The 23,689-nt window shown below is 59.4% G+C and carries 36 protein-coding genes and 1 pseudogene; 5 read left to right on the top strand and 32 right to left on the bottom strand.

Annotated elements, in window-relative coordinates; all coding sequences use genetic code 11:
• Positions 1-63 precede the first annotated feature (63 nt).
• Together IB244_RS16465 and IB244_RS16460 are read left to right on the top strand one after the other, a co-directional pair.
• On the top strand, positions 64-327 hold the full coding sequence (locus IB244_RS16465) for a hypothetical protein (RefSeq protein WP_051085589.1): 264 nt from the start codon (positions 64-66) through the stop codon (positions 325-327).
• 103 nt (positions 328-430) lie between these two features.
• A complete protein-coding gene (locus IB244_RS16460) occupies positions 431-733 on the top strand; it encodes a DUF1883 domain-containing protein (protein WP_018857094.1) in 303 nt (100 codons plus the stop codon).
• Here IB244_RS16460 and IB244_RS16455 read toward each other — a convergent pair whose 3' ends face one another.
• Both IB244_RS16455 and IB244_RS16450 read right to left on the bottom strand, forming a co-directional pair.
• Entirely contained in the window at positions 734-2,050 is a 1,317-nt protein-coding gene (locus IB244_RS16455; RefSeq protein ID WP_018857095.1) for a replication-associated recombination protein A, read from the bottom strand.
• Positions 2,047-3,450, bottom strand: coding sequence for a DegQ family serine endoprotease (locus tag IB244_RS16450; protein ID WP_018857096.1), 1,404 nt, complete (start codon positions 3,448-3,450; stop codon positions 2,047-2,049). The genes IB244_RS16455 and IB244_RS16450 overlap by 4 nt, the downstream gene beginning before the upstream one ends.
• Positions 3,451-3,859: 409 nt before the next feature.
• On the opposite strand from IB244_RS16450, the gene IB244_RS16445 reads away from it, so the two are divergent.
• On the top strand, positions 3,860-4,159 hold the full coding sequence (locus IB244_RS16445; RefSeq protein WP_245267949.1) for a lysozyme inhibitor LprI family protein: 300 nt from the start codon (positions 3,860-3,862) through the stop codon (positions 4,157-4,159).
• Positions 4,160-4,194: 35 nt separating this feature from the next.
• On the opposite strand, the gene ilvD is transcribed toward IB244_RS16445, so the two are convergent.
• Positions 4,195-6,033: a dihydroxy-acid dehydratase gene (gene ilvD, locus IB244_RS16440; protein ID WP_018857098.1), complete on the bottom strand. Its 1,839-nt coding sequence runs from the start codon at positions 6,031-6,033 to the stop codon at positions 4,195-4,197.
• Positions 6,034-6,358: 325 nt separating this feature from the next.
• Here ilvD and msrP point away from each other — a divergent pair, with 325 nt between their 5' ends.
• Positions 6,359-7,306, top strand: a complete 948-nt coding sequence (gene msrP / locus IB244_RS16435; protein WP_192304827.1) for a protein-methionine-sulfoxide reductase catalytic subunit MsrP — start codon at positions 6,359-6,361, stop codon at positions 7,304-7,306.
• A complete protein-coding gene (gene msrQ, locus IB244_RS16430; RefSeq protein ID WP_018857100.1) occupies positions 7,306-7,962 on the top strand; it encodes a protein-methionine-sulfoxide reductase heme-binding subunit MsrQ in 657 nt (218 codons plus the stop codon). The genes msrP and msrQ overlap by 1 nt, the downstream gene beginning before the upstream one ends.
• A 37-nt stretch (positions 7,963-7,999) precedes the next feature.
• Here the strand turns inward: msrQ and IB244_RS16425 are convergent, their stop codons facing one another.
• The 29 genes and pseudogenes from IB244_RS16425 to tuf all read right to left on the bottom strand — a co-directional run.
• The gene (locus IB244_RS16425; protein WP_026371776.1) at positions 8,000-8,383 is read right to left on the bottom strand and encodes a VOC family protein; all 384 of its coding nucleotides are present in this window, start codon (positions 8,381-8,383) and stop codon (positions 8,000-8,002) included.
• 261 nt (positions 8,384-8,644) lie between these two features.
• Positions 8,645-9,067 (bottom strand): 50S ribosomal protein L17, encoded by a 423-nt coding sequence (gene rplQ, locus IB244_RS16420; RefSeq protein ID WP_192304825.1) that lies wholly within the window; start codon positions 9,065-9,067, stop codon positions 8,645-8,647.
• A gap of 45 nt (positions 9,068-9,112) precedes the next feature.
• A complete protein-coding gene (locus IB244_RS16415) occupies positions 9,113-10,123 on the bottom strand; it encodes a DNA-directed RNA polymerase subunit alpha (protein WP_007531694.1) in 1,011 nt (336 codons plus the stop codon).
• A 100-nt stretch (positions 10,124-10,223) separates the two neighbouring features.
• Positions 10,224-10,613 (bottom strand): 30S ribosomal protein S11, encoded by a 390-nt coding sequence (gene rpsK, locus IB244_RS16410; RefSeq protein WP_003547577.1) that lies wholly within the window; start codon positions 10,611-10,613, stop codon positions 10,224-10,226.
• Positions 10,614-10,747: 134 nt separating this feature from the next.
• Positions 10,748-11,116: a 30S ribosomal protein S13 gene (gene rpsM, locus IB244_RS16405; RefSeq protein ID WP_016553566.1), complete on the bottom strand. Its 369-nt coding sequence runs from the start codon at positions 11,114-11,116 to the stop codon at positions 10,748-10,750.
• Positions 11,117-11,335: 219 nt separating this feature from the next.
• Positions 11,336-11,986, bottom strand: a complete 651-nt coding sequence (locus IB244_RS16400; protein ID WP_026371777.1) for an adenylate kinase — start codon at positions 11,984-11,986, stop codon at positions 11,336-11,338.
• Positions 11,983-13,323: a preprotein translocase subunit SecY gene (gene secY, locus IB244_RS16395; RefSeq protein WP_018857104.1), complete on the bottom strand. Its 1,341-nt coding sequence runs from the start codon at positions 13,321-13,323 to the stop codon at positions 11,983-11,985. The genes IB244_RS16400 and secY overlap by 4 nt, the downstream gene beginning before the upstream one ends.
• Positions 13,324-13,562: 239 nt before the next feature.
• On the bottom strand, positions 13,563-14,036 hold the full coding sequence (rplO, locus tag IB244_RS16390) for a 50S ribosomal protein L15 (RefSeq protein ID WP_016553563.1): 474 nt from the start codon (positions 14,034-14,036) through the stop codon (positions 13,563-13,565).
• A 15-nt stretch (positions 14,037-14,051) separates the two neighbouring features.
• Positions 14,052-14,261 carry a 50S ribosomal protein L30 gene (gene rpmD / locus IB244_RS16385; protein WP_018857105.1) on the bottom strand — a complete coding sequence of 70 codons (210 nt, stop codon included), beginning with the start codon at positions 14,259-14,261 and terminating at the stop codon, positions 14,052-14,054.
• A gap of 14 nt (positions 14,262-14,275) precedes the next feature.
• Positions 14,276-14,845: a 30S ribosomal protein S5 gene (gene rpsE, locus IB244_RS16380; RefSeq protein ID WP_007531680.1), complete on the bottom strand. Its 570-nt coding sequence runs from the start codon at positions 14,843-14,845 to the stop codon at positions 14,276-14,278.
• A gap of 132 nt (positions 14,846-14,977) precedes the next feature.
• On the bottom strand, positions 14,978-15,340 hold the full coding sequence (gene rplR, locus IB244_RS16375) for a 50S ribosomal protein L18 (protein ID WP_192304824.1): 363 nt from the start codon (positions 15,338-15,340) through the stop codon (positions 14,978-14,980).
• A 12-nt stretch (positions 15,341-15,352) separates the two neighbouring features.
• On the bottom strand, positions 15,353-15,886 hold the full coding sequence (gene rplF, locus IB244_RS16370; protein ID WP_018857107.1) for a 50S ribosomal protein L6: 534 nt from the start codon (positions 15,884-15,886) through the stop codon (positions 15,353-15,355).
• A gap of 42 nt (positions 15,887-15,928) precedes the next feature.
• Entirely contained in the window at positions 15,929-16,327 is a 399-nt protein-coding gene (gene rpsH / locus IB244_RS16365) for a 30S ribosomal protein S8 (protein ID WP_004674934.1), read from the bottom strand.
• Positions 16,328-16,339: 12 nt separating this feature from the next.
• The gene (gene rpsN / locus IB244_RS16360) at positions 16,340-16,645 is read right to left on the bottom strand and encodes a 30S ribosomal protein S14 (RefSeq protein ID WP_003573787.1); all 306 of its coding nucleotides are present in this window, start codon (positions 16,643-16,645) and stop codon (positions 16,340-16,342) included.
• A gap of 32 nt (positions 16,646-16,677) precedes the next feature.
• The gene (rplE, locus tag IB244_RS16355) at positions 16,678-17,235 is read right to left on the bottom strand and encodes a 50S ribosomal protein L5 (RefSeq protein WP_016553557.1); all 558 of its coding nucleotides are present in this window, start codon (positions 17,233-17,235) and stop codon (positions 16,678-16,680) included.
• Positions 17,235-17,537, bottom strand: coding sequence for a 50S ribosomal protein L24 (rplX, locus tag IB244_RS16350; RefSeq protein WP_007531676.1), 303 nt, complete (start codon positions 17,535-17,537; stop codon positions 17,235-17,237). Before rplX ends, rplE begins: the two co-directional genes overlap by 1 nt.
• Positions 17,538-17,549: 12 nt before the next feature.
• A complete protein-coding gene (gene rplN / locus IB244_RS16345; protein WP_018857108.1) occupies positions 17,550-17,918 on the bottom strand; it encodes a 50S ribosomal protein L14 in 369 nt (122 codons plus the stop codon).
• Between the two features lie 260 nt (positions 17,919-18,178).
• Positions 18,179-18,418 (bottom strand): 30S ribosomal protein S17, encoded by a 240-nt coding sequence (gene rpsQ / locus IB244_RS16340; protein WP_007787739.1) that lies wholly within the window; start codon positions 18,416-18,418, stop codon positions 18,179-18,181.
• An 11-nt stretch (positions 18,419-18,429) separates the two neighbouring features.
• A complete protein-coding gene (gene rpmC, locus IB244_RS16335) occupies positions 18,430-18,630 on the bottom strand; it encodes a 50S ribosomal protein L29 (protein WP_007531673.1) in 201 nt (66 codons plus the stop codon).
• 12 nt (positions 18,631-18,642) lie between these two features.
• Positions 18,643-19,056 (bottom strand): 50S ribosomal protein L16, encoded by a 414-nt coding sequence (gene rplP, locus IB244_RS16330; protein WP_003573792.1) that lies wholly within the window; start codon positions 19,054-19,056, stop codon positions 18,643-18,645.
• 33 nt (positions 19,057-19,089) lie between these two features.
• Positions 19,090-19,809, bottom strand: coding sequence for a 30S ribosomal protein S3 (gene rpsC / locus IB244_RS16325; protein WP_018857109.1), 720 nt, complete (start codon positions 19,807-19,809; stop codon positions 19,090-19,092).
• Complete coding sequence (gene rplV, locus IB244_RS16320) at positions 19,809-20,198, bottom strand: 50S ribosomal protein L22 (protein WP_018857110.1); 390 nt, start codon at positions 20,196-20,198, stop codon at positions 19,809-19,811. The genes rpsC and rplV overlap by 1 nt, the downstream gene beginning before the upstream one ends.
• 2 nt (positions 20,199-20,200) lie before the next feature.
• Entirely contained in the window at positions 20,201-20,479 is a 279-nt protein-coding gene (gene rpsS / locus IB244_RS16315) for a 30S ribosomal protein S19 (protein WP_007531666.1), read from the bottom strand.
• A 15-nt stretch (positions 20,480-20,494) separates the two neighbouring features.
• Positions 20,495-21,331 carry a 50S ribosomal protein L2 gene (gene rplB, locus IB244_RS16310; RefSeq protein WP_018857111.1) on the bottom strand — a complete coding sequence of 279 codons (837 nt, stop codon included), beginning with the start codon at positions 21,329-21,331 and terminating at the stop codon, positions 20,495-20,497.
• 11 nt (positions 21,332-21,342) lie between these two features.
• On the bottom strand, positions 21,343-21,636 hold the full coding sequence (locus IB244_RS16305; protein WP_016553551.1) for a 50S ribosomal protein L23: 294 nt from the start codon (positions 21,634-21,636) through the stop codon (positions 21,343-21,345).
• Entirely contained in the window at positions 21,633-22,253 is a 621-nt protein-coding gene (rplD, locus tag IB244_RS16300; RefSeq protein ID WP_192304822.1) for a 50S ribosomal protein L4, read from the bottom strand. Before rplD ends, IB244_RS16305 begins: the two co-directional genes overlap by 4 nt.
• A 13-nt stretch (positions 22,254-22,266) precedes the next feature.
• Positions 22,267-22,908, bottom strand: a complete 642-nt coding sequence (rplC, locus tag IB244_RS16295; RefSeq protein WP_025659906.1) for a 50S ribosomal protein L3 — start codon at positions 22,906-22,908, stop codon at positions 22,267-22,269.
• Between the two features lie 34 nt (positions 22,909-22,942).
• Complete coding sequence (rpsJ, locus tag IB244_RS16290) at positions 22,943-23,251, bottom strand: 30S ribosomal protein S10 (RefSeq protein ID WP_003547547.1); 309 nt, start codon at positions 23,249-23,251, stop codon at positions 22,943-22,945.
• Positions 23,252-23,562: 311 nt separating this feature from the next.
• Positions 23,563-23,689 (bottom strand): annotated as a pseudogene (tuf, locus tag IB244_RS16285) (elongation factor Tu); the annotation flags it as partial.

Raw genomic sequence — 23,689 nt, 5'->3', positions numbered from 1 at the left:
TACCTTCCTGAGCGTGGCACAGCGCTGCAATCCAGCGCAGAAGACAATTCGAAAGGAAATTCGATGCCCTCTCTTCAATCTGCGTCCGCAATCGAACCCCTCCAACGCCAGGGTTCTGCACGCTTCACCATCGGCCAAGACCGAAATGGCCGCTGGGTCGTGCAGGACCGCAAAGGGCTCGTTGGAGGCGTCTTCATCAGCGAACACGCAGCACGCCATTTCGCAGCCGATGAATGCGATCACAAGCCCGAGCAGATTTGCCGCGCCGCGGATGGCATCGTCCTGCAGTTCGGCGCGCTAGAGCGCGGCGAAAAGGAAATCCACTGATACATCGTGATTGGTGGCGGGCCAGCTGGCCCGTCGCCAATGGCAAACGCTTCCTTAACTGGAAGGGCCTATGGTGCTGGCGTAGAGAAGATGCCACGAGACCATGCCGAAACCAAACTTTCGCTTTACCCACTACGATCTGAAGGAACAGCGCGCCGGGACGATTATCGAGGTGACGTTGAACGCGGTGGCGAATGTGCGCCTGATGACTGCGCCGAACTATCAGCGCTTCACCGAAGTCCTCGACTTCAAATATGTCGGCGGCGTCGCGCGGAAGTCTCCCATCCGTCTGTCCATTCCCGACAGCGGACATTGGCATCTGGTCGTGGACATGGAAGGCCATCATGGCCTTGCGGAATCAGCGGTGAAGCTCGTCGCTCCCGCAGGGCAGATGCGAGCCTCCTGATCAGCGCTGATTGCGCTCCTTCCTGAGCTTTGCCCACCATTCAAGGCGTTTGCGGATATCCCGCTCGAAGCCGCGTTCTGGTGGATCATAAAAGGTCTGTCGGCCCATTTTCTCCGGGAAGTAATCCTGGCCCGAAAAGGCGTCCGGCTCGTCGTGATCGTAACGATAGCCCTCGCCGTAACCCTCGCCCTTCATCAGCTTCGTCGGCGCATTCAGGATGTGCTTCGGCGGCAGAAGCGAACCATTCTGCTTGGCGGCCATGGTCGCGGCCTTGAAAGCCGTATAGACGGCGTTCGACTTCGGTGCGGTCGCGAGATAGACGCAGGCCTGCGCCAATGCCAGTTCGCCTTCGGGTGAGCCCAGGTAGTCGTAGGCGTCCTTCGCCGCGTTGCAGATCACCAGCGCCTGCGGGTCGGCAAGGCCGATGTCCTCGACAGCCATGCGAACGAGGCGCCTGCCTAGATAAAGGGGATCTTCGCCGGCGTCGAACATGCGCGCGAGATAGTAGAGCGCTGCATCGGGGTCGGAGCCACGGACGGACTTGTGAAGCGCGGAGATGAGGTTGTAGTGCCCATCCTGGGCCTTGTCGTAGACCGGGGCGCGGCGCTGCACGATGCGCGTGAGGCCCTCCGTATCAAAAGTCTCCTTCTCGCGCGCGGCACGCCATACTTCCTCGGCAAGCGTCAGAACGGCGCGTCCGTCACCGTCCGCCATTCTAAGCAGACTGACACGGGCGTCTTCCGTCAGCGGCAGCGCCTTGCCTTCGGCAGCCTCGGCACGCTTCATCAATTCTTCGAGGCTTTCATCGTCATGCGACTTGAAGGTCAGCACCCGTGCGCGGGACAGCAAAGCCGCATTGAGCTCGAATGAGGGATTCTCGGTGGTGGCGCCCACGAGGATGACGGTGCCGTCCTCCATCACCGGAAGGAAACTATCCTGCTGCGCCCTGTTGAAACGATGAATCTCATCGACGAAGAGCAGCGTCTGCCGGCCATCCATTCGACGCAGCCGTGCCGCCTCGAATGCCTTCTTGAGATCGGCCACGCCTGAAAAGATCGCGGAGATCTGTTCGAAGGCGAGACCCGCCTCGCCCGACAACAATCGGGCGACAGTCGTCTTGCCGGTGCCGGGCGGCCCCCAGAAAATCATCGAGCCGAGCGAACCGCTCTCGATCATGCGCCGCAACACGCCGTCTTCGCCGGTCAGATGCTCCTGGCCAGTGACTTCCGAAAGCGTGCGGGGCCGCAGGCGATCGGCAAGAGGCCGCCGGTTGGCGACCTCCTCGGGAATGCGCGGTGCAAAGAGATCGTCACTCATCGGAAAAACTGTCGGATTCGCTGGCCATCGCGCTCGATCTCGACGCGCCAGAAGCTGGGATCCTCGTCGGCGATCGCTGCGAGTTCCTTGGTATTCTTCACTTCCGTGCCATTGATCGAGATTATGATGTCTTTTGGCTCAAAGCCGAGGCGAGCGGCAAGGGAGTCTTCCTTCACCTCGGAAACAACGACGCCGGTCGATTCCGAAGGCATGCGCAGCTCGTCGGCAACACGCGGTGAGAGATTTTCGACAACAGCGCCCGTGAAGGGCGTGCGGCCACCGATCGTACGCTGGTCGCGTGGCGCCGTCTCGGGCGCTCTGTCGAGCGCTAGTGCGATCTGCTGCTCGCGGCCGTTCTCGACCACGGTCAATTTAACCGACTTGCCAAGCCCTACCGTGGTCAGGCGATAGAGCAGCGCATCCGGATGCTCGACCGGAATGCCATCGACGGCGGAGACGATCTGCCCGGCTTTCAATCCGGCCTTGGCCGCCGGGCCACCCTCGGTAACCTTGACGACAAGCGCACCGCGCGCCTTGTTGAGGCCGAGCGCTTCGGCAACCTCGGACGTCACCGCATCGAACGTGGCGCCAACATAGGGCCGCTCGAAGGACTTCACGCCGGCATCCGCAGACGCAAGGAACACCTTCACGAGATTGGCCGGGATCGCAAAGCCGATGCCGTTCGAACCGCCGCCGCGCGAGAAGATCGCCGTGTTGATCCCGATCAGCTCGCCATTCATGTTCATCAGCGCGCCGCCGGAGTTGCCGGGGTTGATCGACGCATCCGTCTGAATGAAGAAGCCAAACTCGTTCTTGACCACCTGATTACGTGCCAGCGCCGAAACGATACCGCTGGTGACCGTCTGGCCGACACCGAAGGGATTGCCGATCGCCAGGACGAGATCACCGACCTCGACGGCATCGGAATTGCCTAGCGCGAGCGTCGGGAAGGTCTCTTTGGTGTCGACCTTGAGGACGGCAAGGTCGACACGGTCATCTCGCAGGACAACCTTGCACGGAAACTCCCGCCCGTCCGAAAGCGCGACCTTGATGTCATCCGCGCCTTCCACGACGTGGTTGTTCGTTACGATCGTTCCGTTCGCCTCGACGATGACGCCCGATCCCAGCGACGACTGCTTCTCGCTTCGGTTCGGCATCTGCTGACCGAAGAACTCTTCAAAGAAGGGGTCGCCCCCGAAAGGCGACTGCCTGCGGACGGTCTTTTCGGCATAGACGTTCACAACGGCGCCTGCCGTCTGCTTGACGAGCGGCGCGAAGGAGAGCTGCATCTCCAGCTGGCTCTGCGGTACGGTCTTGGCGGTTTGAGCATTGGCGGAAACCGGCAGCGCAAGCACCAGAGCCACGAGAGGCAGGGCCGTGCGCTTCAACAGGTCATGCATGGGGATTCCTTCTGAAATTCGCTCTTGAACACGTTGTAGCGCCGGACGCTAGAAAGGAAAGAGGGCGGAAGCATGGAAGAACAAGGCAGCTCACGGACTACTGATCAAGCTTCGCAAACTGATTCAAAAACGAACTCTATGCGACTGATATCTAATGCCAAAGGCAAGCCGAAGTCACCCGAAGGAGACATCGCGCTCGAAGCATGTTGCACCTCTGCCCCATTCCTGGTGCCCAAGCTGTTGAAGCGCCGTTCGCCCACCGATTCCTTTAAGCCAAAGCAGGACCCGTCCTTGCCGCGTCGGCCAACTGCATCATGTTTGTCGCTGGACCCAATGAAACAGGAACTGATGCATGAGAGCTTTTCACCCCACGCTTTTCCCCGTCGCAGCATTCACCCTTTCAGCGCTCATGGCAGGCGCTTCCCATGCCGCGAGCTTTGATTGCGACGCAAAGGAACTGAAGCCGGATGAAACAGTGATCTGCGAAAACCGCGCGCTGAACGATGCCGATGTGAAGATGGTAACGACGTTCAACCTGCTGTCTGGGCTTATGGCGATGGGCTCGCGCGGCACCTTGCAGGACGAGCAAACGGCCTGGCTCAAGAAACGCCAGGAATGCGCCGCAGACGCGGCATGCATCAAGGCTGCCTATGACGAGCGCCTGAAACAGCTCGATGAAACCTACAAAAAAATAAACCGGCCGCTTTAGCGACCGGTCCATTTCACATTCTCTTGACAAGAAGCTCAGCGGCTGCCGAGATCGCGAACGGCTCCCCGATCGGCGCTGGTTGCGAAGGCGGCATAAGCCTTCAGCGCCGTCGTGACGTTGCGCTTGCGCTGCTCGGCCGGATGCCAGCCCCTCTCCTCCTGCTCGGCACGACGGTTCGCCAGCTCCTTGTCGTCGACGCGCAGGCTGATGATGCGGTTCGGGATGTCGATGTCGATCATGTCACCTTCGCGAACCAGACCGATCGTACCGCCGTTTGCCGCTTCCGGCGAGACGTGGCCGATGGAAAGCCCGGAGGTGCCGCCGGAGAAGCGGCCGTCGGTGATCAGCGCACAAGCCTTCCCGAGGCCCTTCGATTTCAGGTAGCTCGTCGGATAGAGCATTTCCTGCATGCCGGGGCCACCCTTCGGGCCCTCGTAGCGGATGACGACGACATCGCCGGCAACGACCTGGTTCGACAGGATGGCCTTCACGGCCGCGTCCTGGCTTTCGTAGACCTTGGCCGGGCCGGAGAACTTCAGGATGGATTCGTCAACGCCTGCCGTCTTCACAATGCAGCCGTCAAGCGCCAGGTTGCCCTTCAGAACAGCAAGACCGCCGTCCTTCGAGAACGGATGCTCCACGGAGCGGATAACGCCCTTTTCGCGGTCCGTGTCGAGATCGTCCCAACGCGCTTCCTGACTAAAGGCGACTTGGGTGGGGATGCCGCCGGGCGCGGCGCGGTAGAAGTTACGGACCGTCTCGCTGTTGGTGCGGGTAATGTCCCAGCGGTCGATCGCGTCGCCGAGCGTTTCGGCATGGACCGTCGGGCATTCGCGGTTCAGCAGGCCGCCCTTGTCCAGCTCGCCGAGGATCGACATGATGCCGCCGGCGCGGTGAACATCTTCCATATGGACATCACTCTTTGCCGGTGCGACCTTGGAGAGGCAGGGAACGCGGCGCGACAAGGCGTCGATGTCGGCCATCGTGAAATCGATCTCGCCTTCGTGAGCAGCCGCGAGGATGTGCAGGACGGTATTCGTCGAACCACCCATGGCGATATCGAGGGCCATCGCGTTCTCGAACGCCTTCTTGGACGCGATCGTGCGCGGCAGAGCCTTGACGTCGTCCTGCTCGTAGTAACGGCGCGCGAGATCGACGATCAGGTGACCAGCTTCGACGAACAGGCGCTTGCGATCGGCATGCGTTGCGAGCGTCGAGCCGTTGCCGGGCAGCGACAGGCCGAGCGCTTCGGTCAGGCAGTTCATGGAGTTGGCGGTAAACATGCCCGAGCACGAGCCGCAGGTCGGACAGGCAGACCGTTCGATGACCTTGACGTCCTCATCACTGATCTTGTCGTCGGCGGCGGCAACCATGGCGTCGACGAGGTCGAGCGCGTGGGTCTTGCCATGCAGGACGACCTTGCCGGCTTCCATTGGGCCACCGGAGACGAAGACGGTCGGGATGTTGAGGCGGAGTGAGGCCATCAGCATGCCGGGCGTGATCTTGTCACAGTTGGAGATGCAGACCATCGCGTCGGCGCAGTGGGCGTTGACCATGTATTCGACGCTGTCGGCAATCAGTTCGCGCGACGGCAGCGAATAGAGCATGCCGTCATGGCCCATCGCGATGCCGTCGTCGACGGCGATCGTGTTGAATTCCTTGGCGACGCCACCAGCAGCTTCGATTTCGCGGGCCACGAGTTGACCAAGGTCCTTGAGATGGACGTGGCCAGGCACGAACTGGGTGAAGGAGTTCACCACCGCAATAATCGGCTTGCCGAAATCCGAATCCTTCATGCCCGTGGCGCGCCAAAGGCCGCGCGCACCCGCCATGTTGCGGCCGTGGGTCGTGGTTCTGGAACGGTAGGCTGGCATTGGCGTATTCCTTACGTGTCGGAAATCGTCGGCGATTGCGGGTCGCAGGCTTCAAGCGGCCGGGTTGTCGCCGTTTTTTGGAATTGTCCTAATCCAAACGGTGTGGGCTGTCACTACCGGGAAGGCCGAAACCGGTACGCTTCGGCTCCTGGGCACATCGAGCTTATACGGTCACGGCAGTCGTTTCGTTACAGACTATTGCATCAAGCAGCGAACACAAAAAGTTGGCTTTTCGCAGCCGTGCCTGTGGGCATAAACAATGATCTAAAGATGTGTTTAATGCGTTGAAGGTTTATACCGAGCTTACTTGCTCAGGAGGTTTCCGATGCCAGCCTATCGCCCCCCCAAGATCGCATCCTCGGAGATTACGCCGCAACAACTCTATCTGCGCCGCCGCGAATTCCTCGGCGCTGCGACGCTGGGCGCCATGGCGCTGTACGGAGCCGGCAAGGCCAGTGCAGCGGCACTGTCGGTCGTCGAAAGCAAATATACGGTCGATGAGAAGACGACACCCCTGAAGGCCGTCACGACCTACAACAATTTCTACGAATTCGGCCTGGATAAGGGCGATCCCGCTGCGCTCTCCGGCGACTTTAAACCGCTGCCTTGGACGATTAAGGTTGACGGCATGGTCAACAAGCCCGGCACGTTCGATGTCGAAGCGCTGATCAAGGAATTCCCGATCGAGAGCCGCACCTACCGCATGCGTTGTGTCGAGGCGTGGTCGATGGTCATTCCGTGGGATGGCTTTCCGCTTGCTTCCCTGCTCAACCAAGTCGAGCCGCTCGGAAGCGCAAAGTACGTCGCCTTCGAAACGGTCGTGCGGCCAGAAGAGATGCCGGGACAGAAAGGCATCTTCCAATCGCTCGACTGGCCCTATGTCGAAGGCCTGCGGCTCGACGAAGCGCGTCACCCACTCGCCCTGCTCGCCGTCGGTCTTTATGGTCAGACCTTGCCGAACCAGAACGGCGCGCCGATCCGGCTGGTCGTGCCATGGAAGTATGGCTTCAAGGGCATCAAGTCGATCGTCCGGATCACCCTGACGGATAAGGAGCCGAAGAACACCTGGCAGGTGACCAATCCCCAGGAGTATGGCTTCTTTGCCAACGTCAATCCGGAGGTCGATCACCCACGCTGGAGCCAGGCGACGGAACGGCGCATCGGCGAAAGCGGCTTTTTTGGCGCCAGCCGCCACCCCACCCTGCCGTTCAACGGCTATGCCGACGAGGTCGCCAGCCTCTATAGCGGCATGGATCTTCGGAAGAACTTCTGATGCCGGGATTTTCGCTCAGCCTTGCGAAGCGGTGGCAATCGGCCTCTGTCTGGGCGCTCTATGCTATCGGCCTGTTGCCCGCCGCATGGACCTTCTATCTCGGCGCGACCGATCAGCTCGGCGCCGATCCGGTAAAGACCTTCGAACTGTTCCTCGGCCTTTGGGCGATCCGCTTCCTTATCCTGACGCTCGCCGTCAGCCCTGCCCGCGATCTGTTCGGCTGGAACTATCTGCGCTATCGCCGCGCGCTTGGGCTCCTCTGTTTCTATTACGTGGCGATGCATTTGACTGTTTACATGGTGCTGGACCAGGCACTTGATCTCTCAGCTGTGCTCAACGACGTGCTGAAGCGGCCCTTCATCATGTTCGGCATGGCCGGGTTCGTCATGCTCGTTCCGCTTGCCGTGACGTCGAACAATCTTTCGATCCGCCGCCTCGGACCGAACTGGGTCCGGCTGCATCGCCTCGTCTACATCATCGCCGCTGCCGGCGCCGTACACTTTGCGCTATCGACGAAGGTCATCGACCTCGAGCAATACGTCTATGTCACGGTGATCATCCTGCTGATCCTCTACCGCTCATGGCGGCCGATCGCGCGGAGCAGGAAACGCGGCCAGGGCCGCCAGCGCACACGGGCTGCAGCGACCGCCTCATGATTTGCGCACGCTCCTTCGACTATCGGCTAGCGACCAATCACGATTCTGTCGCTGGCTGATTGATCATGGCTTCGATGTTGTAGCCATCGGGATCGAGAACGAAGGAGGCGTAATAGCCTGATGCATATTGTGGGCGTGGGCCGGGGGCGCCATTGTCCTTTGCGCCAGCATCAAGCGCGGCGTGATAAAACGCATCAACTTCGGCCTTGCCTCGAGTGCGAAAGGCGACGTGCACACTCGTCAAAGGCGGCTGGCTGTCGACCTGCTGGATCTCGAAAAGGCACCCATTGCCGATATCGAAGGCCCAGAACACGCTCTCCTTTCCGAAGGAAAGTTTGTATCCTAGCGGTGCAAGCGCCTTCTCATAGAAGAGCTTGCTCTTTGCCAAGTCACTCACAGCAACGGTTATATGGTCTATCAAGCGCCCACTCCTTGAGACGTTGGCGGGAACACCAAGCTAGCTCCGATCTCAAGACTGCTCAACATGCCAAGCGGCAGCACGATACAGCATTGGCCTGCGGCTGCATCCAAGGGCAGCGATCCGCTCCTGAATACGCCTTGTCTTGGTGGAAACACGACGACCCCGTCCACGACCGCCGTCTCCCGTGCCCAGCAAGGGCTACAAACGAAAACAGCCGGGCTTTGCAGCCCGGCTGTTTTGCTTCCGGCAAACCGGAAAGGATTAAGCGGCTTCAGCTGCAGCTTCGGCTTCAACGCGAGCCTTGTCGGCTGCGCCCTTGGCGTAGGTGTCGCGGTCAACGAACTCGATGACGGCGAGAGCGGCGTTGTCGCCCTGGCGGAAGCCAGCCTTCATGATACGCAGGTAACCGCCGTTGCGGGTTGCGTAGCGCGAAGCGATCGTGTCGAAGAGCTTCGAAACAACAGCGGCGTCGCGGATCTGCGAGATCGCCTGACGACGAGCATGCAGGTCGCCCCGCTTGCCGAGGGTGACGAGCTTTTCAACGATCGGACGGATTTCCTTTGCCTTCGGCAGGGTCGTCACGATCTGCTCATGGGTGATGAGCGAAGCCGCCATGTTGGCAAACATTGCCTTGCGGTGGCTAGCGGTTCTGTTCAGCTTGCGGCCGGATTTACCGTGGCGCATTGCTATTCTCCTTCACATGCAGGCATCTCGCCCGCCGTTTGATGGTTAGTATTGGTCTTCGTAGCGCTTGGCGAGATCTTCGATGTTCTCAGGCGGCCATGCCGGCACTTCCATGCCGAGGTGCAGGCCCATGGAAGCGAGAACTTCCTTGATTTCGTTCAGCGACTTGCGACCAAAATTCGGCGTGCGGAGCATTTCTGCTTCGGTCTTCTGAATGAGGTCGCCGATGTAGACGATGTTGTCGTTCTTCAGGCAGTTTGCCGAGCGAACGGACAGTTCGAGTTCGTCCACCTTCTTGAGGAGCGCCGGGTTGAAAGCGAGTTCGGTGACGGCTTCTTCTTCGGCTTCCTTCTGCGGCTCGTCGAAGTTGACGAACACGCCAAGCTGATCCTGGAGGATGCGAGCCGCGAAAGCGACGGCATCTTCGCCGGAGATCGAACCATCGGTTTCGATCGTCATGTTCAGCTTGTCGTAGTCGAGAACCTGTCCTTCTCGGGTGTTTTCAACCTTGTAGGACACCTTCTTGACCGGCGAATAAAGGCTGTCGACCGGGATGAGACCGATCGGAGCATCTTCCGCACGATTGCGGTCGGCCGGAACGTAGCCCTTGCCGTTGTTGACGGTGAATTCCATGCGGATTTCGGCGCCCTCGTCGAGCGTGCAGATGACATGCTCGGGGTTGAGGATTTCGATATCGCCGACCGTCTGGATGTCGCCAGCCGTTACAACGCCCGGGCCCTGCTTACGCACGACCATGCGCTTTGCGTCATCGCCATCCATCTTGATGGCGATTTCCTTGATGTTGAGGACGATGTCCGTGACGTCTTCGCGGACGCCCGGGATCGACGAGAACTCATGCAGCACGCCATCGATCTGCACAGCCGTCACTGCGGCACCGCGCAGCGAGGACAGCAGAACGCGGCGAAGCGCGTTGCCGAGGGTGAGGCCGAAACCGCGCTCCAGCGGCTCTGCTACGAGCGTCGCCTTGGTGCGCGAGCTCGAAGAGAACTCGACCTTGTTCGGCTTGATCAATTCCTGCCAGTTTTTCTGAATCATATTTTTGCCTTCCGTTCGTTACCACCATCCAATCGTGGCAACCGAGCTTGAGAAGCACCGGGAGCGAAAACCCGCTCACCGGTGTTGTGAATGGCGATGATCAGACGCGGCGCTTCTTGCGCGGGCGGCAACCATTGTGCGGGATCGGCGTCACGTCACGGATGGACGTGATCATGAAACCAGCAGCCTGGAGCGCGCGCAGAGCGGATTCACGACCCGAACCCGGGCCGCAAACTTCGACTTCCAGCGACTTCATGCCATGTTCCTGAGCCTTCTTGGCGCAGTCTTCAGCAGCGATCTGAGCAGCGAACGGGGTCGACTTGCGCGAGCCCTTGAAGCCCTTGGCGCCAGCAGACGACCAGGCAATGGCGTTGCCCTGAGCGTCGGTGATGGTGATCATCGTGTTGTTGAAGGTCGAGTTGACGTGGGCAACACCCGACGAAATGTTTTTACGTTCGCGACGACGAACGCGTACGGCTTCCTTGGCCATTTAAATCCCTTTCTTGGATCTCTGCACCGCCGTAATACCAGCGGCTACACCGGAACGAGACCTTACGGCCCTGCCCCAAACTCAAAAGAGGCCGGCGCAGACCGCCAGCCCCCTCACCTCCGGTTTCCCGGAAATTACTTCTTCTTACCAGCGATGGCCTTTGCCGGACCCTTGCGGGTGCGGGCATTGGTGTGCGTGCGCTGGCCGCGGACCGGAAGGCCACGACGATGACGCAGGCCACGGTAGCAGCCGAGGTCCATCAGACGCTTGATGTTCATCGAGGTTTCGCGACGCAGATCGCCTTCGACCTGATAGTCACGGTCGATGGTTTCACGGATCTGCAGAACCTCGGAGTCCGTCAGCTGATGGACGCGCTTGTCAGCCGACAGGCCAACCTTCTCCATGATTTCCTGCGCGAATTTTGGACCGATCCCGTGAATGTAGGTCAGCGCGATAACGACGCGCTTCGCAGTCGGGATGTTGACGCCAGCGATACGTGCCACGCCTATTCTCCTTGCGTTCCCGTTGCCATCCGGCAAGAGGCTTTTCGTTATGCAGCCGAACCGGCCGCTCGTTCAGATTTGGGTTCGTACATGTCAAAACGACCGAACCCGGACTTCTCTGGAAATCCGCGCCGATCGCATAAATGTCGCGAGTTGGCGCGGTGTTTAGCGGAATCAGTGCTGAAAAGCAACCGCTTCCGCCAAGTTTATTTTCAAAGACTAAAGCTTCGAAAGTATCTTATCGATCTCGCTGGTGACGTGATCGATATCCGCCATGCCATCAACCGACTTCAGCTTGCCCTTGGCATAGAAGTAGCCGATCAATGGAGATGTTTCCTTGTAGTAAGCCTGCAGGCGCGTGACGACCGTTTCGCGGTTGTCATCCGGGCGCCGCTTGAAGTGAGTCGAACCGCAGCGGTCGCAAACGCCTTCAATCTTCGGCTTGACGTTGGTGTCGTGATAGCCTGCACCGCAGTTGGCGCAGGTATAGCGTCCCGAGACACGGTCAGCGAGGACGTTGTCGTCAACCTGGATCTCGATCACGGTCGAGAGCTCAAGACCCTTGCTTTTCAGAATGGCTTCCGTTGCGTCGGCCTGAACCAGCGTGCGCGGGTAACCGTCGAGAATGAAACCCTTGGTGCAGTCCGGTGCATCCAGACGCTCGGAGACGATGGCATTGACAATCTCATCGGAAACAAGCTTGCCAGCATCCATGACGGCCTTTGCACGCTTGCCCACCTCCGTGCCAGCCGCAACGGCAGCACGCAGCATGTCACCCGTGGAAAGTTGCGGAATTCCGTACTTCTCCACGATCCGCTGAGCCTGGGTCCCCTTACCCGCGCCCGGCGGCCCTAACAGTATGAGTCTCATCGCCCCCTCTTTCCTCCGCGCAACTTCGATTTCTTGATCAGGCCTTCATACTGCTGTGCGATCAGATGACCCTGAATCTGCGCCACCGTATCGAGAGTTACGCTAACCACGATCAAGAGCGAAGTGCCACCCAAGGACAAAGGAATGCCTGTCTGAGACACAAGAATTTCAGGCAGAATGCACACGAAGACGAGGTAGATCGCGCCAATCACCGTAATGCGGGTCAGCACGTAGTCGATATACTCAGCAGTCCGCTCGCCCGGGCGAATACCCGGGATGAAGCCGCCATGCTTCTTCAGATTGTCGGCGGTGTCCTTCGGATTGAAGACGATAGCGGTATAGAAGAAGGCGAAGAAAGCGATCAGCAGGCCGTAGAGCAGCATATAGAGCGGCTGGCCGTGGCCGAGCGCGGCGACGATCGAGGTCGCCCAGGCCGGCAGTGCGGTCGTGTTGGCAAAGCCTGCAACGGTCGCCGGCAGCAGCAGCAGCGAAGACGCGAAGATCGCCGGGATAACGCCCGAGGTGTTGAGCTTCAGCGGCAGGTGCGACGTGTCGCCCTGGAACATGCGGTTGCCGACCTGGCGCTTCGGATACTGGATCAGCAGGCGGCGCTGCGCACGCTCGACGAAAACGATGATCGCGATAACGGCGATCGCAATGACGATGACGGCGAGAATCAGCGTCGTCGACAGGGCGCCGGTGCGGCCAAGTTCGAGGGTGCCGGCAAGAGCCTGCGGAAGGCCTGCGGCGATACCGGCGAAGATGATCAACGAGATGCCGTTGCCGATGCCGCGCGAGGTGATCTGCTCGCCGAGCCACATCAGGAACATCGTGCCGCCGAGCAGGGTCACGACCGTCGAAATGCGGAAGAAGATGCCAGGATCGACAACAAGGCCGTTGCCGCTCTCAAGACCGACGGAAATGCCGTAAGCCTGAAGCGCACCGAGGAGTACCGTGCCGTAGCGCGTATACTGGTTGATGATCTTGCGGCCCTGTTCGCCTTCCTTCTTCAGGTTTTCGAGCGCCGGAACGACCGAAGTCATCAGCTGCACGATGATCGAAGCGGAAATGTAAGGCATGATGCCGAGCGCAAAGATTGCCATGCGCTGCACGGCGCCGCCCGAGAACATGTTGAAGAGGCCGAGAATGCCGCCTGCCTGGCCACGGAAGGCCTGGGCATAAGCTTCTGGATTGAGGCCGGGGAGCGGAATGTGGGTACCGAGCCGGTACACGAGGAGAGCTGCCAGTGTGAACCACAGGCGCTTCTTGAGATCCTCGGCTTTGGCGAAGGTCGAGAAATTGAGGTTAGAAGCCAACTGTTCCGCTGCAGACGCCATGCGATTCTCCGCGCTACCAATTCCGGGCTCTAGCCAAGCGAGGTGCAGGACCCGGTATCAGCATTCTGAATTATTTCAAAAGCGGGTTTCGGACGGATTGCGAACGCAACCTATGCCTCACCCTTGTGTTCGTTCCTACCGTCCATGACGCACGTGCGTCCAGCCGGTTTTGTGAGGCTCACATATGGGAGCAAAATCGCCCGGTGTGAAGCACCCCGGGCGACTTATCATAAGATTAATTATTCTGCAGCTGCGGCAGAAAGAAGCGTGACGGAACCGCCAGCTTTTTCGATCTTTTCGACAGCCGGCTTGGAAGCGCCAGCAACTTCGAACTTGACCTTTGCCTTCAGCTCGCCGTCGGCGAGAACGCGAACGCCGTCCTTGACGCGACGGATAACGCCGGCAGCCTTGAGAGCTGCTGCATCAACCGTGGACTTGGCGTCGAGCTTGCCAGCGTCGATCGCAGCCTGAACACGCTCAAGCGACACGACGACGAAGTCGGCCTTGAAAATGTTGTTGAAGCCGCGCTTCGGCAGGCGACGGTAGATTGGCATCTGACCGCCTTCGAAACCGTTGATAGCGACGCCGGAACGGGACTTCTGACCCTTCACACCGCGACCACCGGTCTTGCCCGAGCCCGAACCAATACCGCGGCCGAGGCGCTTGCGGCTGTGGGTCGAACCTTCGTTGTCTTTAATTTCATTGAGTTTCATAGCGAATCTCCCGGCTTACTTCTCGTCGACGACGCGAACGAGATGCTGGACAGCACGGATCATGCCACGAACGGAAGGAGTATCTTCCAGCGTGCGGCGACGGTGCATCTTGTTGAGTCCGAGGCCGATCAGCGTGCGCTGCTGGACGTCCGGACGACGAATCGGGCTGCCGATCTGTTCGACAATAACCGTCTTCGCTTCAGTCTTCTTGGTAGCCTTAGCCATCTGTCAGACTCCTCTTATTCTTCAGAGGCATTGCCAGAAGCGGCACGGCGAGCCTGGAGCGTTGCATACTTGATGCCGCGCTGAGCTGCGATGTCCTTCGGGTGAACCTGGTGCTTCAGAGCGTCGAAGGTAGCGCGAACCATGTTGTATGGGTTCGAGGAACCGGTCGACTTGGCGACAACGTCGTGAACGCCGAGCGTTTCGAAAACAGCGCGCATCGGACCACCGGCGATGATACCGGTACCGACCTTGGCCGAACGAAGCAGAACCTTGCCGGCGCCATGGCGGCCATGAACGTCGTGATGCAGCGTACGGCCGTCACGCAGCGGTACGAAGATCAGTTCGCGCTTGGCAGCTTCAGTCGCCTTGCGGATTGCTTCCGGCACTTCGCGTGCCTTGCCGTGACCGAAGCCAACGCGGCCCTTCTGGTCACCAACGACGACGAGAGCGGCGAAACCGAAACGGCGGCCACCCTTAACAACCTTGGCAACGCGGTTAATCGCGACCAGCTTGTCGACGAATTCGCTATCGCGCTCTTCACGGGCCTGGCGGTCTTCCCGCTGCGGCCTTCTTTCCTGTGCCATTGTCCTCTTCCTTTTTCTTTTCCGGGTGCAATCGGCAAACAAAACGAGGACCGCATCGGCCTCCCCTTTTCGGGACGCCTGCGGTCCGGTGATATCCGGCCGGTACCCTAAGGCTGCCGGCCGGAAACTTTATTAGAAGGACAGACCGCCTTCGCGGGCTGCTTCTGCCAGGGCCTTGATGCGGCCGTGGTAGATGAAGGCGCCACGGTCGAATACGACGTCCTTGACGCCTGCCTTCGAGGCGCGCTCAGAAACGAGCTTGCCTACGAGGGCAGCTGCTGCCGTGTCAGCACCGGTCTTCAGAGAACCGCGCAGGTCCTTGTCGAGGGTCGAGGCAGACGCAAGCGTCTTACCAGCGACATCGTCAATGACTTGAGCATAGATGTTCTTCGACGAGCGATGAACCGACAGGCGCGGACGGCCGTTGGCCACCGACTTGAGGTGACGACGCACGCGGTTGGCACGACGTGCAAGTGCTTCTTTCCTGCTAGCCATTTCGCGTGATCCTTACTTCTTCTTGCCTTCTTTGCGGACGATCCGCTCTTCGGCATACTTGACGCCCTTGCCCTTGTAAGGCTCAGGACCGCGGTATTCGCGGATTTCAGCGGCAACCTGGCCGACCTGCTGCTTGTTGATGCCGGTGACGACGATTTCCGTCGGCTTCGGCACAGTGATCGTGATGCCCTGCGGCGGCTCATACACAACGTCATGGCTGAAGCCGAGTGCCAGCTGCAGGTTCTTGCCCTGAAGCGACGCGCGGTAACCGACGCCGTTGATTTCGAGCTTGCGCTCAAAGCCGTCCTTAACGCCCTTGAAGATGTTCTCGATCATCGTGCGGGACATGCCCCACTTTGCACGAGCATTCTTCGTCTGGCTGAGCGGCGTCACGACGACCGCATTATTTTCGAGCTTCACGCCGACTTCGTCGTTTGCGACGAAGAACAGCTCGCCCTTCGGGCCCTTAGCGGTAACCTTCTGGCCATCGACCGTAGCCGTGATCCCAGCAGGCACCTGAACGGGCTTTTTACCGATACGAGACATTTTTATATCCTGTCTGTTCGCTATGGAGATCCCTGCTCAGCCTTAGAAGACCGAGCAAAGAACCTCGCCACCAACGTTCTGTTCGCGAGCCTGGTGATCGGCCATCACGCCCTTCGGGGTCGAAAGGATAGTGATGCCGAGGCCGTTCGCGACCTGCGGAATGGACTTGACCGAGACATAAACCCGGCGGCCCGGCTTGGACACACGGCCGATCTCACGGATCACCGATGCGCCTTCATAGTACTTGAGTTCGATGTTGAGCTCAGACTTGCCATTGCCGAAATCGACAACGGAGTAGCCACGGATGTAGCCTTCAGACTGCAGAACATCGAGAACACGTGCGCGGAGCTTCGAAGCAGGCGTCGAGACCGACGACTTGCGGCGAGAAGCGCCGTTACGGATGCGAGTGAGCATATCGCCCAACGGATCAGTCATTGTCATCTAACCTGCTCCTTACCAGCTCGACTTGACGATGCCCGGCACCTTGCCGAGATTGCCGAGTTCACGCAGCGCGATACGCGACATGCGCAGTTTGCGGTAGTATGCGCGCGGACGGCCCGATACTTCGCAACGGTTGCGAATGCGGGTCTTGGATCCATCGCGCGGCAGGGATGCCAGCTTGATCGAGGCCTTGAACCGCTCTTCGATCGGAAGAGCCTGGTTCATGATGATCGCCTTCAGAGCTGCGCGCTTGGCAGCCTGGTTAGCGACCGTAGTACGGCGGCGCTTGTTCTTTTCAACTGCGCTTGTCTTCGCCATGTGCGGTTCCTTTTCTACGCTCGTCGTTACGGTTACTGACGGAACGGGAAGTTGAACTCTGTCAGGAGAGCCCGCGCTTCGTCGTCCTTCGTTGCCGTCGTGCAAACGATGATGTCCATGCCCCACATCTGATCAACCTTGTCGTAGTTGATCTCAGGGAACACAATGTGCTCCTTGATGCCCATGGCGAAGTTGCCACGGCCGTCAAAGCTTTTCGGGTTCAGGCCGCGGAAGTCGCGAACCCGCGGAAGCGCGATGTTCACGAGACGGTCCAGGAACTCGTACATGCGAGCGCCGCGCAGGGTGACCTTTGCGCCGATCGGCATCTGCTCGCGGACCTTGAAGCCAGCGATGGAGTTGCGTGCACGGGTGATGACCGGCTTCTGGCCGGCAATAGCGGCCAGGTCGGCTGCAGCAACAGTCGGCTTCTTCGAATCAGCCGTTGCTTCACCAACACCCATGTTGATTACGATCTTGTCGAGCTTCGGAATCATCATCTCGTTGGCGTAGGAGAACTTCTCCTGCATCGCCGCACGAATGCGCTCGACATATTCCTTCTTGAGCCGTGGCTCGTACTTTGCGTCAGCCATCAGATCACCTCACCGGAACGCTTGGCCACACGGACCTTCTTGCCGTCAACAACCTTGAAGCCAACGCGGGTCGGCTTGCCGTCCTTGTCGACGATTGCGACGTTGGACAGGTGAACCGAAGCTTCCTTGCTGATGATGCCGGCTTCCTGGCTCTGCGTCTGGCGCTGGTGGCGCTTTACGACGTTGACGCCACGAACAACGGCGCGATCTTCCTTGGGCAGAACCTGAAGGACTTCGCCGGTACGGCCCTTGTCCTTGCCTGCGAGCATGACGACCTTGTCGCCCTTACGAATCTTTTGCATCCTTCGCGCTCCTTACAGTACTTCGGGAGCCAGCGAGATGATCTTCATGTGGTTCTTGGCGCGAAGTTCGCGCGGAACCGGTCCGAAGATACGGGTGCCGATCGGCTCTTTCTTGTTGTCGATGAGGACTGCTGCATTCGTGTCGAAGCGGATGATGCTGCCATCAACGCGACGGATTTCCTTGGCGGTACGAACAACCACCGCCTTCATCACGTCACCCTTCTTCACTCGGCCGCGCGGGATCGCTTCCTTGATCGAAACGACAATAATGTCGCCGATCCCGGCATACTTGCGCTTCGAGCCGCCCAGCACCTTGATGCACATGACACGACGTGCGCCGGAATTATCCGCCACGTCGAGGTTTGTTTGCATCTGAATCATATCAGGTCGCCTTTTTGGTTTACCGGAATGGTTGGGCTTTCGCCCCCTACCCCGGCTTATGAAAATTGTCAGCCGGCCGCTTGCCACAAGGACAGGCGAAAACACGGCAATAGCTTGAATAGCGCGGGATCGATCGTGCCAGGGTGGTTTCCCGTCGGGACCTTCCGTGCGCTCAAAGCAAAAGAACGCTCGACGAACGAGCGTTCTGACGCTGCTTCATACAGATATTTCCGCGAGACGCAAGGCCTCGCGCAAAAATCTTACTTGGCCTGGGCGGAAACGACCGTCCAGCGCTTGTCCTTGGAAATCGGCGCGCATTCCTCGATGGATACGGTATCGCCGATCTTGTACTGGTTGTTTTCGTCGTGGGCCTTGTACTTCTTGGAACGACGAACGGTCTTCTGGAGCAGCGGGTGAGCGAAACGACGCTCAACGCGAACTACGACAGTCTTCTCGTTCTTGTCGCCAACGACAACGCCCTGCAGAATGCGCTTCGGCATGATGTTTTCCTTTACGCCTTTGCTTCTGCCGCCTTCTGGCGGGCAATGGTTTTCACGCGGGCGATGTCCTTACGGACTTCGTTGATGCGCGAGGACTTTTCCAGCTGACCGGTTGCCTTCTGGAAGCGCAGGTTGAACTGCTCCTTCTTCAGGTCGGCGAGCTTGTCCTTGAGCTGATCGGCCGTGAGGCCGCGTACTTCTTCGGCTTTCATGTGCCTTGCTCCTTACTCTGCAATACGCTGAACGAAGCGCGTCTTGACCGAGAGCTTGGCAGAGCCGAGGCGAAGCGCTTCACGAGCGATTTCTTCGCTGACGCCGTCGATTTCGAACATCATACGGCCTGGCTTGACCTTGCATGCCCAGTATTCGACAGAGCCCTTGCCCTTACCCATACGGACTTCGGTCGGCTTTGCGGTTACCGGAACATCCGGGAACACGCGGATCCATACACGGCCGGCGCGCTTCATGTAACGCGTGATCGCGCGGCGGGCCGCCTCGATCTCGCGTGCATTCACGCGGTTCGGCTCTTGAGCCTTAAGGCCGAATTCGCCGAAGGCCAGGTCAGAACCACCCTTGGCGACGCCCTTGATGCGGCCCTTGAATTGCTTGCGGTACTTGGTACGCTTTGGCTGCAACATTTTCTTATTCTCCGAACTTATCCACCAACGCTATTAGGCGTTGTCGCGGCGACGATCGCGATCACGGCTTGCCGGACCCTGAGCGTCACCCTCGAGTGCGCGGCGCTCGGAGGCCATCGGATCGTGCTCAAGGATTTCGCCCTTGAAGATCCAAACCTTGATGCCGCAGATGCCAAAGGCGGTTTCCGCTTCAGCTGTGCCGTAGTCGATGTCAGCGCGCAGCGTGTGCAGCGGAACGCGACCTTCGCGGTACCATTCCGTACGAGCGATTTCAGCACCGCCGAGACGGCCTGCGCAGGTGATCTTGATGCCTTCGGCGCCAAGACGCATTGCAGACTGAACGGCACGCTTCATGGCGCGACGGAAAGCAACACGACGCTCGAGCTGCTGAGCGATCGACTGTGCGACGAGCGTAGCGTCGACTTCCGGCTTGCGAACTTCAACGATGTTGAGATGCGTTTCGGAATTCGTCATGTCCGACAGCTTCTTGCGGAGCTTGTCGATGTCTGCGCCCTTCTTGCCGATGATCAGGCCCGGACGAGCCGAGTGGATCGTGACACGGCACTTCTTGTGCGGACGCTCGATGACCACCTTGGCGATACCAGCCTGCTTCAGTTCGCTCATCACGAACTTGCGCATCTTCAGGTCTTCGTGCAGCAGCTGACCGTACTCGGCATTGTCCGCAAACCAGCGGCTATCCCAGGTACGGTTGATGCCAAGACGGAAACCGATTGGATTAATTTTCTGACCCATTATGCGGCCTCCTCTTGTGCCTGCACTTCGCGGACAACGATCGTCAGGTGCGCAAACGGCCTCTCGATGCGAGAAGCGCGGCCGCGGCCACGAGCGTGGAAACGCTTCATGACGATCGACTTGCCGACATAGGCTTCGGCGACGACCAGGGAGTCGACGTCGAGGTCGTGGTTGTTCTCGGCGTTGGCGATCGCAGACTCGAGCGTCTTCTTGACGGCGCCTGCGATACGCTTGCGGGAGAATTCCAGCTCAGCGAGTGCACGATCGACCTTCTTGCCGCGGATAACCGCAGCAACGAGGTTGAGCTTCTGTGGGCTGACGCGGAGCGTGCGGGCGACTGCTTGCGCCTCGTTGTCCTTCAGCCGGCGTTCGGCTTTTGCCTTGCCCATTGTTACTTCCTCTTTGCCTTCTTGTCCGCACCGTGACCGTAGTAGGTCCGGGTCGGAGAGAATTCACCGAATTTGTGACCGACCATGTCTTCATTGACGCTGACCGGAACATGCTTGCTGCCGTTGTAGACGCCGAAGGTGAGACCGACGAACTGCGGCAGGATCGTGGAGCGACGGCTCCAGATCTTGATTACTTCTGCACGTCCGCCTTCACGAACCTTCTCAGCCTTCTTGAGAAGATAGCCGTCAACGAACGGACCTTTCCATACTGAACGAGCCATTGGAGACTTCCTCTCTTACTTCTTACGCTGATGACGCGAGCGCATGATCATCTTGTCGGTCGACTTGTTCGACCGGGTGCGCTTGCCCTTGGTCGGCTTGCCCCACGGAGTAACCGGGTGACGACCACCAGAGGTGCGGCCTTCACCACCGCCGTGCGGGTGGTCGACAGGGTTCATGACGACACCGCGGTTATGCGGACGCTTGCCGCGCCAAACAGTACGACCGGCCTTGCCGTCGTTGATGTTGGCGTGATCCGGATTCGAAACCGCACCGATCGAAGCAAGGCAGGTGCCGTGCACGAGGCGCTGTTCGCCAGAGTTCAGGCGAAGGATCGCCATGCCCTGGTCGCGACCGACGAGCTGTGCGTAGGAACCGGCGGAGCGAGCGATCTGACCACCCTTGCCCGGCTTCATTTCCACGTTGTGGATGATGGAGCCGACCGGGATGAACTGCAGCGGCATCGTGTTGCCGGGCTTTACGTCGACAGCCTTCTCGGAAGCGATGACCTTGTCGCCGGCAGCGAGGCGCTGCGGAGCGAGGATGTAGGCCTTTTCGCCGTCAGCATAGGTCACCAGCGCAATGAAAGCCGTGCGGTTCGGATCGTATTCGATACGATCGACAGTGCCTTCAACGTCGAACTTGCGACGCTTGAAGTCGACCAGACGGTAGGTGCGCTTGTGACCGCCGCCGATGAAGCGGGCGGTGATGCGGCCGAGGTTGTTACGACCGCCGCTCTTGGTCAGACCTTCCGTCAGCGCCTTGACCGGCTTGCCCTTGTAGAGCGAGGAGCGGTCGACGATGACCAGCTGACGCTGGCTCGGGGTCGTAGGATTGAATGTTTTCAATGCCATTTTATTATTCCTCAGAGACCGGTGGAGACGTCGATCGTCTGGCCTTCAGCCAGCGTCACAACTGCCTTCTTCACGTCCTGCTGCTTGCCGACAAAACCTTTGAAACGCTTGGTCTTGCCCTTGCGGAGCAGAGTGTTGACGGCCGTGACCTTGACGCCGAACAGCGCCTCGACTGCAGCCTTGATTTCCGGCTTCGACGCCTTCTTGGCGACGTTGAAAACAACCTGGTTGTTTTCCGATACCAGCGTGGACTTTTCGGTGATCGCCGGCGAGACGATCACATCATAGTGGCGAAGGTCGGTCACTTGAAACGCTCCTCTAGAGCTTCGACGGCAGCCTTGGAAAGCACGAGCTTGCCGCGGCGCACGATGTCGTAAACGTTGATGCCCTGGATCGGCAGAACATCGATGTTCGGGATGTTCTGAGCTGCGAGCTTGAAGTTGCCATCAAGTTCAGCGCCGCCGATGAAGAGCGCGTTGGTCAGGCCGAGCGTCTCGAAAGCCGATGCCAGTGCCTTGGTCTTTGCTTCTGCAGCAACCAGGCTGTCGATGATGATGACATCGTCGGACTTCAGCTTGGCCGAGAGGGCGTGACGCAGACCGAGAGCGCGAATCTTCTTCGGAAGGTCGTGTTCGTGGCTGCGAGCGACCGGGCCGTGGGCCTTACCACCGCCGCGAAACTGCGGAGCGCGAGCCGAATGGTGACGAGCGCGGCCCGTACCCTTCTGCTTGTACATCTTGGCGCCGGTGCGCGAGACGTCCGCGCGGCCCTTTGCCTGGTGCGTGCCCTGCTGCTTCTTGGCAAGCTGCCAGCGGATGACGCGGGCGAGAATGTCTTCGCGGGGCTCGAGACCGAAAATCGCGTCAGAAAGAGAAACCTTCCCTGCGTCTTTTCCCTCGAGGGTCTTGACGTTGAATTCCATTGGTCCGGCTCCCTTACTTCGCTGCCGATTTGACGGCATCGCGCACGATGATCCAGGCACCCTTGGAACCGGGTACTGCACCCTTGATCAGGATCAGACCACGATCTTCGTCGGTCGAAACCACTTCCAGGTTCTGAGTCGTTACGCGCGTCTGGCCCATGTGACCAGCCATCTTCTTGTTCTTGAATACCTTACCGGGATCCTGGCGCTGACCGGTCGAACCGTGCGAGCGGTGCGAAACCGAGTTACCATGCGTAGCACGGCCACCACTAAAATTGTGGCGCTTCATGACGCCGGCAAAGCCCTTACCGATCGTCGTGCCCGTCACATCGACGAGCTGACCAGCTGCGAAGTGACCAGCCTTGAGCTCGGTGCCAACCTCGAGGAGATTGTCTTCCGTGACGCGGAATTCCGTAAGCTTGGCCTTCGGCTCGACGTTGGCAACAGCAAAGTTACCGCGCATCGCCTTCGACGTATTCTTGACCTTCGCCGTGCCAGCACCGAGCTGGACTGCGGCATAGCCGTTCTTCTCAACAGTGCGCTGGGCCACAACCTGGCAGCCATCCAGACGCAGTACTGTTACCGGGACATGTTCACCAGCGTCGTTGTAGACGCGGGTCATACCCACCTTCTGTGCAATCACACCTGAACGCATCGGTTCAATCCTTCCAAATCCGCTCGAGCAAGGCTCAGAGCTTGATCTCAACATCGACACCGGCGGCGAGATCGAGCTTCATCAGCGCGTCTACCGTCTGCGGGGTCGGATCTACGATGTCGAGGAGGCGCTTATGCGTGCGCATCTCGAACTGCTCGCGGCTCTTCTTGTCGATGTGTGGGGACCGGTTGACCGTAAACTTCTCGATGCGAGTCGGAAGCGGAACGGGGCCCCGGACGCTTGCGCCGGTGCGCTTCGCCGTCGACACGATCTCGCGCGTCGAAGCGTCGAGAATGCGGTGATCGAACGCCTTCAGGCGAATGCGGATATTTTGGCCGTTCATTCGACGTTATCCTTGTGTTTGTTTCCCACGTGCCTGTTAGGCAGACACGGGTTGTTCTTTTTTCCTAAGGCGGACCACCGGTTTCAAAGATCGAGAGGGGCACCGGAATGCGGCATCCCTATCCAGTCTTCAGGCCTTACGGCCACCTTATTGCTTGTTGTAGTCACCCGCTCCAATGAACGAAGCAGGGCGCAAATCGCGCTCGCGCGCCATGTGCAACATTTCTCTGTAATAAGCAAGCGGCTAGCGCCGCTTGCATCATAATAATGTCATCGAATCGGCCGCTTCAGGCGAAACGGCCGGTCTTTCGATTACTCGACGATCGAGGCGACGATGCCGGCGCCGACGGTACGGCCGCCTTCGCGGATAGCGAAGCGCAGCTTTTCTTCCATCGCGATCGGAACGATCAGCTCGACGTCTACAGTGACGTTGTCGCCA

Source organism: Rhizobium sp. RHZ02 (genome assembly GCF_014851575.1).
In the GTDB taxonomy this organism is placed as follows: Bacteria; Pseudomonadota; Alphaproteobacteria; order Rhizobiales; family Rhizobiaceae; genus Rhizobium; species Rhizobium altiplani.
The sequence above is the reverse complement of the archived record's forward strand: the minus strand, read 5'-3'. Positions and strand labels throughout refer to the sequence as shown.